This window comes from Vreelandella sp. GE22 (genome assembly GCF_968212445.1).
Genome location: NZ_OZ309110.1, coordinates 2,936,526 through 2,950,568 on the forward strand (window position 1 = coordinate 2,936,526; position 14,043 = coordinate 2,950,568).

At 52.5% G+C, this 14,043-nt stretch carries 13 protein-coding genes; 6 read left to right on the plus strand and 7 right to left on the minus strand.

Going from position 1 to position 14,043, the window contains the following annotated elements; translation table 11 throughout:
* Positions 1-70: 70 nt before the first annotated feature.
* On the plus strand, positions 71-1,243 hold the full coding sequence (locus ACWHRL_RS13680) for an FAD-dependent monooxygenase (protein WP_447894086.1): 1,173 nt from the start codon (positions 71-73) through the stop codon (positions 1,241-1,243).
* A 163-nt stretch (positions 1,244-1,406) separates the two neighbouring features.
* Here ACWHRL_RS13680 and ACWHRL_RS13685 read toward each other — a convergent pair whose 3' ends face one another.
* The 4 genes from ACWHRL_RS13685 to ACWHRL_RS13700 form a co-directional block, all read right to left on the minus strand.
* Positions 1,407-2,174, minus strand: a complete 768-nt coding sequence (locus ACWHRL_RS13685) for an SDR family NAD(P)-dependent oxidoreductase (protein WP_447894088.1) — start codon at positions 2,172-2,174, stop codon at positions 1,407-1,409.
* Between the two features lie 21 nt (positions 2,175-2,195).
* Positions 2,196-3,539: a TRAP transporter large permease gene (locus ACWHRL_RS13690; RefSeq protein ID WP_447894090.1), complete on the minus strand. Its 1,344-nt coding sequence runs from the start codon at positions 3,537-3,539 to the stop codon at positions 2,196-2,198.
* Positions 3,532-4,023, minus strand: a complete 492-nt coding sequence (locus ACWHRL_RS13695) for a TRAP transporter small permease (protein WP_447894091.1) — start codon at positions 4,021-4,023, stop codon at positions 3,532-3,534. The genes ACWHRL_RS13690 and ACWHRL_RS13695 overlap by 8 nt, the downstream gene beginning before the upstream one ends.
* A 79-nt stretch (positions 4,024-4,102) precedes the next feature.
* The gene (locus ACWHRL_RS13700) at positions 4,103-5,110 is read right to left on the minus strand and encodes a DctP family TRAP transporter solute-binding subunit (protein WP_447894092.1); all 1,008 of its coding nucleotides are present in this window, start codon (positions 5,108-5,110) and stop codon (positions 4,103-4,105) included.
* Positions 5,111-5,287: 177 nt separating this feature from the next.
* Here ACWHRL_RS13700 and ACWHRL_RS13705 point away from each other — a divergent pair, with 177 nt between their 5' ends.
* The 4 genes from ACWHRL_RS13705 to ACWHRL_RS13720 are packed head-to-tail and all read left to right on the plus strand — an operon-like array spanning position 5,288 to position 9,759.
* A complete protein-coding gene (locus ACWHRL_RS13705; RefSeq protein WP_447894093.1) occupies positions 5,288-6,112 on the plus strand; it encodes an IclR family transcriptional regulator in 825 nt (274 codons plus the stop codon).
* 22 nt (positions 6,113-6,134) lie between these two features.
* Positions 6,135-7,304: an acetyl-CoA acetyltransferase gene (locus tag ACWHRL_RS13710; RefSeq protein WP_447894094.1), complete on the plus strand. Its 1,170-nt coding sequence runs from the start codon at positions 6,135-6,137 to the stop codon at positions 7,302-7,304.
* On the plus strand, positions 7,301-8,902 hold the full coding sequence (locus tag ACWHRL_RS13715) for an acyl-CoA synthetase (RefSeq protein ID WP_447894095.1): 1,602 nt from the start codon (positions 7,301-7,303) through the stop codon (positions 8,900-8,902). The genes ACWHRL_RS13710 and ACWHRL_RS13715 overlap by 4 nt, the downstream gene beginning before the upstream one ends.
* Positions 8,899-9,759, plus strand: a complete 861-nt coding sequence (locus ACWHRL_RS13720; RefSeq protein WP_447894096.1) for a hypothetical protein — start codon at positions 8,899-8,901, stop codon at positions 9,757-9,759. The genes ACWHRL_RS13715 and ACWHRL_RS13720 overlap by 4 nt, the downstream gene beginning before the upstream one ends.
* Before the next feature lie 408 nt (positions 9,760-10,167).
* On the opposite strand, the gene ACWHRL_RS13725 is transcribed toward ACWHRL_RS13720, so the two are convergent.
* Both ACWHRL_RS13725 and ACWHRL_RS13730 read right to left on the minus strand, forming a co-directional pair.
* The gene (locus ACWHRL_RS13725) at positions 10,168-11,127 is read right to left on the minus strand and encodes a ribonuclease Z (RefSeq protein WP_447894097.1); all 960 of its coding nucleotides are present in this window, start codon (positions 11,125-11,127) and stop codon (positions 10,168-10,170) included.
* Positions 11,124-12,005, minus strand: a complete 882-nt coding sequence (locus ACWHRL_RS13730; RefSeq protein ID WP_447894098.1) for a tetratricopeptide repeat protein — start codon at positions 12,003-12,005, stop codon at positions 11,124-11,126. The genes ACWHRL_RS13725 and ACWHRL_RS13730 overlap by 4 nt, the downstream gene beginning before the upstream one ends.
* Before the next feature lie 375 nt (positions 12,006-12,380).
* Between ACWHRL_RS13730 and ACWHRL_RS13735 the strand changes: the two genes are divergently transcribed.
* Positions 12,381-13,508, plus strand: coding sequence for a glycerol dehydrogenase (locus ACWHRL_RS13735; protein ID WP_447894099.1), 1,128 nt, complete (start codon positions 12,381-12,383; stop codon positions 13,506-13,508).
* A 44-nt stretch (positions 13,509-13,552) separates the two neighbouring features.
* Here the strand turns inward: ACWHRL_RS13735 and ACWHRL_RS13740 are convergent, their stop codons facing one another.
* A complete protein-coding gene (locus ACWHRL_RS13740) occupies positions 13,553-14,014 on the minus strand; it encodes a GNAT family N-acetyltransferase (RefSeq protein WP_447894100.1) in 462 nt (153 codons plus the stop codon).
* Positions 14,015-14,043 lie beyond the last annotated feature (29 nt).

Genomic DNA, 14,043 nt, shown 5'->3' on the forward strand with positions numbered 1-14,043 from the left:
TCTCAACGATACTGTAAGACAGTGGCGGTGCATACAACGTGCCCGCCCCGGCCTAACGAGGAGCCCTTTCATGCAGCGAGATCACGATATCATCATCATTGGCGGCGGCATGGTGGGCGCGGCACTGGCCGCGCGGCTGGGGCAAGCCGGCCGCCGCGTGGCGCTGATCGAACACAGCACGCCCCCCAAGGCCCCCGAGGGCGACTATGACCTGCGTATCTCGTCGCTGAACAAACGCTCGCTCGACTTCATCGAGGCAAGCCACACTAACCTTCCGCTAGAGCGCACCTCGTCGTTTCGCCATATCGAAGTGTGGAACCAGGAAGGCACCGGGCACAGCCTGTTTTCGGCCGAGGACAGCGATATGGAGCGCTTTGGCCTTTTCATCGAGAACATCGCGCTTCAGCACGCCCTGTGGCAGCGCCTGGAAAGCATGGCCTGCGTGACGCTTTATACCGAAACCACGTTGGTGGCGACCTACGCAAGCGGAAGCACTCGTATGGTAGAGCTGGATAACGGCCAGACGCTGAGCGCCGAACTGGTGGTCGGTGCCGACGGCGCGAACTCCAAACTTCGTGAGCTGGCCGGTATCGAGATCGCCACCCACGACTACCACCAGCGCGCGATGATCATCAACGTGGAGACAGTACTTCCCCAGCAAGATGTGAGCTGGCAGTGCTTCATGCCCACCGGGCCCCTTGCCATGCTGCCGCTGCCCGGCCACCGCGCCTCCCTTGTGTGGTACGACCAGGAAGGCGCCACCCAGGCCCGCGAGGCCATGGACGACGACGCTCTTAAAACCGCCATTGAAGCGGCGTACCCCAAGCGGCTGGGGGGTATTACCCGCGTGGTCGCCCGCGCAAGCTTCCCCATAAAACGCCAGCACGCCAGAAGCTACACCGCCAAACGCCTGGCGCTAATGGGCGACGCCGCCCACGTGGTACACCCGCTGGCAGGTCAGGGGCTGAACATTGGCCTGCACGACGCCGACGCCCTGGCCGAGCTGATTCTGGGCCACACCGATGCCGGCGACAGCGCCGCGCTCAAACGCTACGAGTGGCAGCGCCGCTTGGCCAATCAGGCGATGATTGCCGCCACGGACAGCTTCCACCACCTGTTCACCGGCGCCAAGCCGCTACGCCAGCTGGGCGATTTCAGCCTGCACCTGGCCGAGCGCCTGCCTTTTGCCAAGCGCATGATGATGATGCAGGCCAATGGGTTGAATCCGTTCAAGCGGCACTGAAATCAACGCCGATTCAGAAGCGATCATAAGCGCCTAAAAAACGAAGGTCGAAAATGCGTGGGTAGCTGGCTCTATTATCAGAGTCAGCGTTATTGTCTAAAAAATGGACTTACCTACCAGCCTGAATTAAGAATATCTAGATATTTCCATGAAGTCTCGATTGTCATCCCTTGAGGCTTCGAAGCGCAGGTAGTCCAACCCCCGTAGATTGGAATCCACCATCTACTGCAATGACCTGCCCGGTAACATAGCTGCTTTTCTCAGAGCAAAGGAATACGATCATTTCGGCGATCTCGCGCTCACTTCCGTAGCGATTCAAGGGGATAGCGTCATGATACGCAGCGCGAATTTCAGGAGTATGGACAGCCATCGCAAGCTTTGTATCTACCGGGCCCGGCGCCACACAGTTTGCTCGAATGCCGTGTTCGCCTAGCTCAGCGGCTTGCTGTTGAGTCAGGTGAATGACCGCAGCTTTGGACGTGCCATAGGCTACACGTAACGTACTCGCTCTGAGACCCGAAATAGAAGCGATATTAACAATCGCACCCTTGGCTACCTTGAGCAGAGGCAATAACGACTGAGTAGTAAGAAAAATGCCATCCAGGTTGGTCGCCATGACTCGGCGCCATATATCATAAGTGGTTTCTTCAAGCGGTCGAAAATCCGCAACACCTGCATTGTTTACCAATGCATCAACCCGCCCATATTGGTTCTCGGCTTCGCGTACTAAATGGGCTATATCGTCTGGATTTGATATGTCGTACACCCATGCATGCGCACCTTCCAAATCAGCCGCAACTTTTTCAAGTTCAATAGTATCACGATCGATCATTAGCACTTCATATTCATTTTCTAAAAAAAGCCTAGCCGTTGCTAATCCAATACCACGAGCAGCCCCAGTTACAATAGCAATACGGTTTTTTGTTTTCATCAGGTCACCTTAGCAAATTAATTAACGAAATAAATCAATCAAAATAAGAGATAGAGAAGGAAAAGCCGCAACTATCACAAGCCCCAACAAGCAAGCAAGCACAAACGGTAAAGCACCTTTCGCCACTTCCTCGATCGAAAGTTTTGAGACATTCGCTGCGACATAGAGATTAATCCCCACCGGCGGCGTAATAAGGCCAATCGAGAGATTGATCATTAAAAGGACTCCAAACCAGACTGGATCCCACCCCATTTCATGAACAATTGGCATAAAGATGGGCAAAGATATGAACATCACAGTTACTGCATCCATGAACATGCCCACAACTAATAAGATCAGCATGATGACGAGTAGTACAACCCATTCTTTACTACTTATATCTAGTAGCAAGCTGGAATATGAGCCAACAAGATCATCTACCGTAACAACCCAACCAAATAAGCCAGCATAAGCAACCACCAACATAACAACGGATGAAGATGAAGCCGCATCGCTCAATGCCTCGTACAATCTTTTCAAAGTAAGTGTGCGATATGCCAGCGCCCCCACCAAAATTGCATAAACAGTTGCAACTAGCGCGGCTTCAGTCGGCGTGAAGGCACCTGAGTAGATACCACCTAAAATGACTACCGGTGTTAGAAGTCCCCAGAACGATTGGCGAAACGCTACCCATAGACGATGTTTGTACGTTCCATTAGGAACAGAAGCCCCCAATACAGACGTTGCATATGACTCCAGGTTATTGAAACCGGCCCCTTTTTTTTCACGGCCTAAAGGCAGGATTAGCAACATCATCGCCCCCATCAATAACCCCGGGATGACGGCTGCTATAAATAATTTCGAAATTGAAGTTTCGGAAATGACTCCATAAATCACCAACCCAATTGAAGGGGGTATAACAATGGAAAGAGCTGCACCAGTACATACCAAGCCCGCGGCACAAGCACGGCGATACCCGTCTTCTTCCATTCCTTTAATGATCATGGGCCCTATCGCAGCCACAGAGGCTGGCCCGGAACCACTTACCGCCCCCCAGAAAAGGCACACCACCGTACCTACAACACCCATTCCTCCAGGCAAGCCGCCCACGAGTACTTGAAAGAAACGTATCATCCTTTCAGCAATACCCAACCTTCCCATTAAAGTGCCGGCCAAGATAAAGAAAGGAATAGCAAGTAACGAGAATTTGGTGACTCCAGTAGCTATCAAGTCGCCAGCCAGATCCAGCCCAAATCCAATATGCCACATCGCATAAAGAGCAGAGAGGCCTAAAGAAAAAGCCACAGGAACACGTAAAAACAATAGCACAAAAAAAACCAATATCATCTGCGAACCAGACGAGAGGTTTTCGAAGACATCAATCATTACCATTCTCCATAGTGGCACCCCTACGGTTTTTTAATTCATCCCACATGCTCTGTAGATAACGAATAATAATCAGGGCAAAACCAAAGGGAACGGCTATGTGATAGTACCAGGCCGGCAATCCCAACCCATAAGAACGCATACCTGATGCTAGCTGATTCGTAAACACCTCCCACGAGAAATAAGCTGACAATATAAGCAAAACAAGTGAAAGACCACCTGAAACTACTAAAAGACACTTTCGCAAGAGAGCGGGAAGCAAGTCATAAAGAATTGAGACAGCCAAGTGCTCACCTCTTCTGGCAGCAATTGCAGCCCCAAAAACAGTGAGGATCAAGAACCCATTAGTTAGCAGCTCTTCGGTAGCCGCTAAAGAATAGTTAGTCCCATAACGAACTATAACATTAGCAAAACCCAGCAACGTCATGGCCAAAAAAAGAACTGCGCAAATTATCTTTTCTGCCTCTCTCAATAAAAATTTCATTTGAGACACCTCATATATTTATTAATGGAGCTTCAAAAATATTGAAGCTCCATTAAAATCAAACACGAAACAAATGAAATTATCGGCCGCTTTCCTCGATGGCATCGAAAAAAGTAGAAATTATTTCAGAGCCAATCATTTCTGACCATTTATCGAAAGCAGGTTGAGTCTTATCTCGAAAGGCACTGATTTCATCATCAGTAAGCTCCGTGATTTGCATACCTTGTTGTCGAAGGAAATCCAGTCCTTTAGCAGTATTTTCTCGAGTGATCTCTATTTGGTAAGCCATCGCCTGATCTGCAGCCTGCTTGATCATTGTTTGTTCTTGCTCATCAAACCCATCCCAACGCTGCTTGGACATTCCAAGAAAAATCGGATCATAGGAATAATGCCAAGTGGTCAGGTAATCCTGCACTTCATATATCTGCTGGGGAATAATGACCGCACCAACGGGGTTCTCTTGTCCGTCGACGACACCTTGCTGCATGGCTGTCATGGTCTCTGTCCACTGCATTTGTTGTGGATTAGCGCCCAAGGCATTCATGACGTCAACATACATGGGGCCGGCCACCCGTATATTCAGGCCACGAATATCCTCGGGCGTTCGTACAGGGCGAACGCTATTGGTCAATTCTCTGAAACCATTTTCACCCCACGCAAGCACTACAATGCCACGCTCCTCGAGAATGGTCTCAAGCAGCTCAACGGGTTCTCCCTGAATGGTTGCATCGACTTCATCATAATTGGCATAGAGGTAGGGCAACGAAAAAACGGCCATCTCTGGTACCAAGGGAGTGACATTGATAGCTGAGGTGATCAGTAAATCAAGAGCTCCGCGCCCGACCATTTCCGCTTGACGCATCTGATCACCACCCGATAGCTGCGCGTTAGGGAAAACACGTACACCTAACTCACCATCAGAAGACTCATCCAGTAATTCAGCGAAGCGCTCCGCTCCCAAGTGCCAAGAGGTGGAGTTACCCGTATTGTGGGAGAGGCGCAGCGTTTCGGCAGAAGCGGTACCCACAAGCAAAGCGCTTGTCACCGAGGCGAGCCATACAGCTTTTTGAAAACCATAATATTTCATTGTGTTGTATTCCTTGTGGCGTATGCGTGCTGAAGCACTTCATTGTTATTGATCCATAATATGGACCTTAATTTATATATACGACGATAAAAATTTGCCAAAACTATTCCAAAAAGTCAAAGTATCTGCAAAATAAGATCTAACAAGATAAAAAGAAACTCAACTATGGTCCATAATATGGAATACAAAGCCAAGGCATTTGATATTGGTCATTCCACGGCAGGGGCTCAAAGCGTTGATCGCGCCATGACTCTCTTGAGTCAGATAGGCCGACATGCAGGCGAGGGAGCATCTCTATCCGAACTGACGCAATACAGTGGTTTGAATAAACCAACCACTCGACGGCTTTTGATAGCGCTTATCAATGCAGGCATGGTTGAGCAGTCTCACTCCACGCAGCGCTATCAACTGGGGCCAGAAGCCTTTCTACTAGGCCAGCGGGCCGCTGAACAGCACAACCTTACTCGCTTGGCAGGATGCAGCGTTTCCTGGCTGGCTCAAAAAACTCAAGACGCAGCCTGCTTATCTATTAGGCGAGGTCATCTTTCGCTCTGCCTGCAGCGTGAGGATGGAGCCTATCCCATTCGCACACATGCACTGCTCCAGGGCTCGTATCACCCGCTAGGAATTGGAGCAGGTTCTCTGGCTATGCTGGCTACGCTGCCTGACCTTGAAATTCAAAAAGTTCTGGAGGCACAGCGACCGACTCTTGAAAACGACTTTTCTCAACTATCCGTCGATCAAATCCAAAAACTTATACGAGAAACACGACAGCAAGGCTATGCGCTTAATTCTGGCCTGATCTTTCCCGATTCCTGGGGGATCGGTATCGCTCTTCATTGGCCAGATGGCGTTCTAGTCGGCTCGCTCTCTATTGCAGCAATTGAAAATCGAATGCAGGAACCACGTAGAACACAGCTACTGATCCCCTCACTACGAGAGGCGGCCACCGCGATCGAAACGGAGTTGGCCAAAGATTTTTTTGAATACAAGAAATTCTAAATACAACCATCAGGAGCAAATAATGACAAAAGCACAGATCGTCGGCTGGGCGCACTCCCCTTTTGGAAAATCGCCCGAACCCGATACCCAAGCGCTCATGCAAAGCGTGGTCCAGGATGCGCTCGTTCATGCAGGCGTCAGCCACGATGCGATCGACGGCATTTTCGTGGGCGTTTACAACAACGGGTTTTCGTCCCAGGACTTCCAGGCAGCTCTTGTAGCAATGGGCGATGAGCGCTTCGCGCACACACCCGCAACGCGGTACGAGAATGCCTGTGCAACAGGGAGCGCAGCGTTGCATGGAGCGCTCGATTTCATTGAATCGGGACGTGGTCGTATCGCCTTGGTCATCGGCGCAGAAAAAATGACGGCAACGCCTACTGCAGAGGTAGGAAACATTCTCCTAAGCGCTAGCTATCATCGCGAAGAAGCCAACATCGACGGGGGCTTTGCAGGCGTATTCGGCAAGATCGCTGAACGCTACTTCCAAACCTACGGAGACCATTCTTACGAACTGGGCATGATTGCTGCGAAGAATCACGCAAACGGTGTGTTCAACCCTTATGCACAGATGCAAAAAGATCTCGGCGTCGACTTCTGTACGACTATTTCAGAACGCAACCCCACAGTAGCAGGCCCTTTGCGCCGTACGGACTGCTCTCTCATCTCAGATGGCGCAGCGGCCATGATCATTGCCGATGCAGAAACAGCCTCGCAATTAAAGCGTGCCATCGCCTTTCGAGCACGAACGCAGGCCAACGACTTGATGGCGCTTTCAAGACGAGACGTATTGGAGTTTCGCGGGGCATCGATTGCCTGGCAAGGAGCACTGGAAAACGCCGGCTTGAATATCATGGATTTATCCCTCGTGGAGACACATGACTGTTTCACCATTGCGGAGTTGCTTGAGTACGAAGCCATGGGTCTTGCCGAAAAGGGTAGCGGCCACCGCGTCATTCAGGAAGGCATCACGCGCAAGGATGGCGCCTTGCCCGTTAACCCGTCAGGCGGATTGAAATCCAAAGGTCATCCTATCGGCGCCACCGGCGTTTCCATGCATGTAATGGCTGCCATGCAGTTGATGGGGGAAGCCAACCAGATGCAAATACCGAATGCGGAACTGGCAGGTGTCTTCAATATGGGAGGCGCGGCGGTCACCAATTACGTTTCTATTCTGGAGCGTGTGAAATGAGTCTTAATATCCACGAGAGCTTGAGGCCTGTTTCTACTCGGGTGATGAACCTGTCCCACTTTCTGACCGAGAGTTCACGCCGCTTCTCCGATGAAATTGGCTTCGTATGGGGTGAAAAAACCTGGACATGGAAAGAGATAGAGGAGCGCTCACAAGCGTTTGCGTATGCGCTCGGCCATGAAATGGGGCTGAAAAAAGGGGATCGACTACTGGTGCAATCCTCCAATTGCCATCAAATGTTCGAAGCGATGTTCGCATGCTGGAGAATAGGCGCCGTATGGGTTCCCACCAACTACCGCCAGTCGCCTGACGAAGTCGCTTATTTAGCCGAATCCTCCGGAGCGAAAGGCCTACTGTGTGGCGCCAGCTTCACTGATCATGCCGCCGCATGCGCTCCCATCATTGATGTGACTGTCTCGATTGGAGAAAGTAATTTCGGTGTCGATTACGAAACACTTGTCGAGCGTTTTTCAGGCAATCAGATAGCGACCGCCGAAGTTGACCGAGATGATCCGGCGTGGTTTTTCTTCACCTCTGGCACCACCGGACGCCCCAAGGCAGCGGTGCTTACCCATGGCCAAATGGCCTTCGTTGTCACCAATCACTTATGTGACCTGATGCCGGGAACAAGCTCCTCTGACGCCTCTATAGTCGTCGCGCCGCTATCACACGGCGCGGGCGTACATCAACTTGCCCAAGTAGCGCACGGCGTTAAAACCATACTTCCGGCTGATGAAAAATTTGACCCGGAGGTCATTTGGGGGCTCGTTGAGAAATGGAAAGTAACTAATCTCTTTACTGTGCCCACCATTGTCAAAATGCTCATCGAGCATGAAAGTGTAAAGCGGCACGATCACTCCTCTTTGCGCTATGTCATCTACGCAGGCGCTCCCATGTATCGAGCGGATCAAACAAAAGCTTTAGAAACTCTGGGATCAGTTCTCGTCCAGTACTTCGGGCTTGGAGAGGTGACAGGCAATATCACGGTATTGCCTCCGGCCTTCCATCACCTCGATGATGACAGCATGAAAATTGGAAGCTGTGGCTTTTCACGTACCGGGGTACAGGTCCAAATTCAAGATAGCGACGGTATTGAAGTCGCCGCAGGAGAAACGGGAGAAATCGCCGTGATCGGCCCTGCGGTCTTTGCCGGCTACTACAATAACGATGAGGCCAACCAGAAGAGTTTTCGAAACGGCTGGTTTTTGACCGGCGATCTAGGCCATATGGATGAGGAAGGCTTCTTTTACTTAACGGGTCGGGTTTCCGATATGTATATATCGGGGGGCTCCAATATTTACCCACGAGAAATCGAAGAAAAGCTGCTCAGTCATCCTGCGATTTCTGAAACCGCCGTACTGGGAGTGCCTGACCCAGTCTGGGGTGAAGTGGGAATGGCCGTTTGTGTGCTTTACCCGGACCAGCAACTGGATGCAACCTCCCTAAACGCATGGCTGAATGAGCGTATCGCCCGTTATAAAGTCCCCAAAAGCTTCGTGCTCTGGAACGAAATGCCCAAAACGGCCTACGGGAAAATAACGAAAAAACTGATTCGTGAAATATTGATAGAGCGTGGCGAATTACAGGAGGCGCCATGAGTTCATCTTCTACCCCTACACCGAAGACCGGTTATATCCAGCACCCGGGTACGCCTGATACAAACCGTTATCAGGTACAACCTTGCTATGCTGAAGAAAAATTAATCACACTTGAAGGCGGACAAACACTTCATGATGCAATTGTTCAAGCCTTGAAAGCACAGTCCATCTTATCAGCGTACATAACGGTACAGGGCGCCGATATGGAAGCGCTCGAGTATGTTATTCCGGGCGATGACCCGAGTGGACAACACGCAGCGTGGTATAGCGAAACACGTCGCTTATCGGCACCAGCTCAAATACTGTTAGCAGGTATTCATGTAGGTCTACGTGACGAAGAACTTTTTCTCCATGGCCATGGCGTATGGCAGCAAGGAGATGAACAGGTCGCGGTAGGACATTTATTGTCACCTTCTTCTGTATTGGCTGATAACGTGCAAGTATCTTGCATAGCGATAGAAGGTGCTTTTTTAGCCGTCACTGCCGATGAAGAGACTCGATTTTCCCTTTTTTCACCTTACCAGAGCTCTTCCTCTTCAACCAAGCCCAATGCGCTATTGTTGACTCTGCGACCAAATCAGGATCTTAGTGAAGCGATAGCATCTATTGCAAACCGTTACGGGATAGATACCGCACAAATATTGGGTATTGGAAGCCTAGTCCAAACCTGTTTTACGGATGGCCATCAATTAGAGAGCCATGCTAACGAAATATTGATAATTGGTGGAGAAGTGAAAGGGGGTGAGTCGTCTATAGAGCTTGTATCCGTGGGAATAGGGGGTGAGCAGCATCAGGGAATGTTGGCAGCAGAATATAACTCCATCTGCGTTACCTGTGAATTACTGCTCCGCTTTTAATTCAATATAGTCGGCGAACGGACTAAAACCTTTCAAAGGTCGCAAGGAAAACGAAACCCGGCGCGTTGAGCAACGGTTTTACCCGTTGCTCAACGCGCCGGGGTTATTAGAGCTATCGGGCGATAACGCTCGCCTTCACTGACAGCAGGACGCCCATGCCATGTTAACGACCATTTAGACGCTAAGCAGAATATTTGAAGATCACGCAATGGATGGAGACACTATCTTAATCCATTAAGATGGCGAATACTTGCCACGAGTAGATAGCGGTGAGAACTTCGGCTTGAATTGGCTGGCAGAAAAAAGGACTACCTGCTCGTTCAGCCTAGGGAGGGATATTGTTCCGACTTACAGTCGGGAGTCTATCCGGTATAAATAGTTACCCGCAACTCGAGTGCTTTCGAAAGTTTATCCGTTAAACACTTCAGACAAGCGGCCCTCTTTATCCAACTCAAGCTCGAGAAAATCCCTAGCCAGATAGAGCGTGCCGGCGTAAGCGCTCTTAGCCTCCTCGCGGATCTCCTCGATCGAAGACGAGGCTTGAGTATGCGACTGGTAGCGCGGGCTAAAGTGCGTCAGCACCAAATTAGGCAGCGCCGCCGCCTCGACCAACGCGGCCACCTGTTGCGCGTAGCTATGCCCTACCTCACTCGCTTTTTCGGCCATCGCGGCAGTATAAGTGGCTTCGTGCACCAGCACCTGGGCATCCGCGCACGCTTCTGTGAGAAGCTCGGGGCTGTCGTTATCACCGGCGATCACTATCTTGCCGGGCGGGTTTTTGAACACCCGGTAATCTGCGCTTTTCAGCGTCTCGCCGCCCCACTCGATATCCACGCCATGCTGAATTTGGCCCCACAGCGGGCCACGCGGAATACCCCGCGCGGTCAATGCTTCGACGTTCAAATCCTGCTTGGGCTTTTCGGTAAAGCTGTAGGCGTAAGAAGCCACGCCGTGAGAAAGCCGTGAGGTGGCCACCGCCATGTTCTCGAACTCGACGTTTGGCAGCGCGTCGGCGTCGATGAACGTCACGGCAAAAGGCAGCGAGAGCGACGTGGCCTCGAAAGTTGCCTTCATCCACGCCTGGATGCTGGCGGGCGCCACCACGGTGAGCGGCGCCTGGCGGCCGTTCATCGCCGCGCTCGCCAAAAGTCCCGGTGGCCCGTAGCAGTGGTCGCCGTGCACGTGGGTAATCAATATAGCGCGCAGCGCATTCAGGGAAAGCCGGGTGTAAAGGATCTGCTGCTGGGTGCCCTCGCCGCAGTCGATCAGATACCAGCCCTTGCCCTTACGCTCGCAAAGCGCAACGGCGGAGACGTTGCGCTGTTTGGTGGGGACGCCGGCAGAGGTGCCAAGAAAAAGCAGGTTCATGGTGATCCCGTGTGATGGTTAGCGTTCTCGAACATTGCCAGAGTGTCCTGAGCCTCAGGTATACCGGAAGCGGCCGCTTTCTCGAGCCATTCGGCCCCCGCCGCATAATCTTCGTAGCCCGCCCAGCCATCGATCAAGGCCAATCCCCAATTATACTGGGCGGCCGGATGTCCTTTATTGGCTGCTTTCTCGAAGTACTGGCCGGCCTTTACATCGTTCACTGGAACGAACTGCCCCGCCATGTGCATACAACCAAGATTGAACTCTGCATACATCAACCACTTGCCGTTCAAGGCCGCCGCTTTCTCGAAACATTGGTAGGCTCTTTCATGGTCCTCCTTCACCCCTATCCCATCCAGGTACCTGGACCCTAGATCGATAAGGCCTCTTTCACCTTCCAGCGTTTCCAGCACTTCAAGGTGGCGAACCGCTCTTGCTTCGTCATTATTCTCAAAGCCCGCCGCCAGGAACTGGTGATGAGAGATCCTGATCTTTCTTAACCATTTGGCAGGCATCAATCCTGCAACGATACCCGTATCAATGGCGACGTGAATGCGCCGCCAACAGGGAATGTTTTTCAGCAAACCAGGGAAACGCCGGTACCGCGACCACGCCAATTTTTCGTCAGTAATGGGCGCCCCACAACGCTTGCAAACCAGTCGTGTTCTATAGAACCTTTTGGTCTGGTCAAAGAGGGTAAATAAAAGCACTAACCCCAGAACATATAAAAGAGTATTGGATACCTGCAGCATTAACGTACCGAATCCACCGACCAAAAGCGCCCACCGCAGCAATATAATGACGATGTTTTTAAACGTCCACGGCAGTACCCAGGCTGCACTTCCTCGGCAGCCCAAGCAACACAGAATGTCCTTCACTTTTCGTTTTCCCAAGCGCCACCTTTTACCGGCTAATTGTGAGATCGAACGGCTCTTATTAAAGCACCACGGCGTTTAAGCCAGCAGGTCCCCGCGCTCCCATAGCGAGATCACGACGTTCATTTGCTGGTTATGCTGCTTTTGAGTGCCGCGCCGGAGCGATATTGATAGACCGGCTTTCGTGCAATCTGTGTGTATTTATTCATCGTCTCTTTACCTAAATTTAATAAAGCGAGCTTATCCTGGAGCCTGCCCATTCGCCATGAAATGACCCGCGTCAATCTATAGGTTTTGAATCGAAACGAAGTGGGTACATCACTGTCACAGACGATTACACTGATCATGCAACTCACTCTACGTACAGGACTATTCACCATGGAAGCGACCAACGAGAAAGTCTTCATCAGCCCGGCCCGCTACGTTCAGGGTGAAGGTGTAACGGCCCGCGCCGGCCATTATGTCGCGGCCTTGGGCAAAAAAGCCCTACTCATCGCCGACGACGTGGTCTGGAAAATTGCCGGTAAGCAATTAAGCGAGAGCCTGGAAAACGAAGGCGTGAGTTTCGAGCGTGTCGTGTTCGAAGGTGAGGCCTCCACGCGCGAGATCGAGCGGATCAGTGAGCTGGGCCGCCAGCAACAAGCGCAAGTCGTCATCGGCTTCGGCGGCGGCAAGACGATCGACACCGCCAAGGGCGTGGCCGATGAGCTCAAAGCCGCCTGCGCGGTGCTACCGACCACGGCGTCCACCGATGCGCCGACCAGCGCGCTCTCAGTCATCTACAACGATGAAGGCGAATTCGACTCCTACCGCTTCTACGACAAGAACCCCAACCTGGTGCTGGTGGATACCGGCATTATCTGCAAGGCGCCGCCGCGCTTTCTGGCCTCCGGCATTGCCGATGCGCTGGCCACCTGGGTCGAGGCGCGCGCCGCCATTCGTGCCAACGCCAACAACATGGCCGGCGGCAAGTCCACGCTTCTGGGCGCGACCATTGGCGAGAAGTGCGAAGAGATCCTCTTCGAGCACGCCATGCTCGCCTACCAGGCGAATCAGGCGCAGATCGTCACGCCCTCGTTCGAAGCCGTGGTCGAAGCCAACACCCTGCTCAGCGGTCTCGGTTTCGAAAGCGGCGGCCTGGCAGGCGCCCACGCCATCCACAACGGCTTCACCGCCCTGCACGGCGAGATCCACGACCTGACCCACGGCGAAAAAGTCGCCTACGGCACCATGGCGCAGTTGATTCTCGACCAGACCCCGCAAGCAGAACTGGAAGAGTACCTGGACCTGTACCTGGCGCTGGGCCTGCCGGTGACGCTGAAGGCGCTCAAGCTCGACGAAGCCAGCGACGATGATTTGTTCCGCGTCGCCGAGGCCGCGCTGAAAGAAGGCGAATCGAGCCACAACCTGGCGTACGAACTCACGCCGCAGCAGGTCGTCAGCGCCATCAAGGCGGTGGACGTGCATGCGCGGGCGTTTATGGAGAAGGTGGGCCTGAGCGAGTAAGGCTTAAAAGCGGGGCGCTTCGGCGCTCCGCTTTTATCCTCTCATCAACCGCGCGCTACTCTTTTGATCATGGCCACCGCGCCGGACTCCGCTCTGCCGTTGAACTCGAAACCCAACGACTGATACAGGTGGAAAGCGGGCTTGTTCGACTCAAACACCTTGAGCGTAAACGCACTGACCTGTTGCTTTGATGCGGCCTCTTCCATCAGCGCCACGCAAAGCGCTCTACCCACGCCCTGCCCCCTCGAAGCCGGATCGACCACCAGCCGCGCCAAGTGGATAACGCCGCCTTCACGTTGCAGCATTTGACCAAACGCCACCAGTTGGCCTTCAACACCCAGAAGGACGTAAGCGTTTTGCTCGGAGGCCTCGATATCAGCCCACGCGCTGGCGGGCGTTGCCGGGTAACGCACCGCGGGCCCTGCCCACATAAGAAATGCTTGCTCCGTGGCGGGCCAGGTTAAAACCTTTGCGAGGTCTGTTTGCTCTGCTGCTCGTAGTGCCATAAAGATCGCCCAACACTATCGCCCCGTCC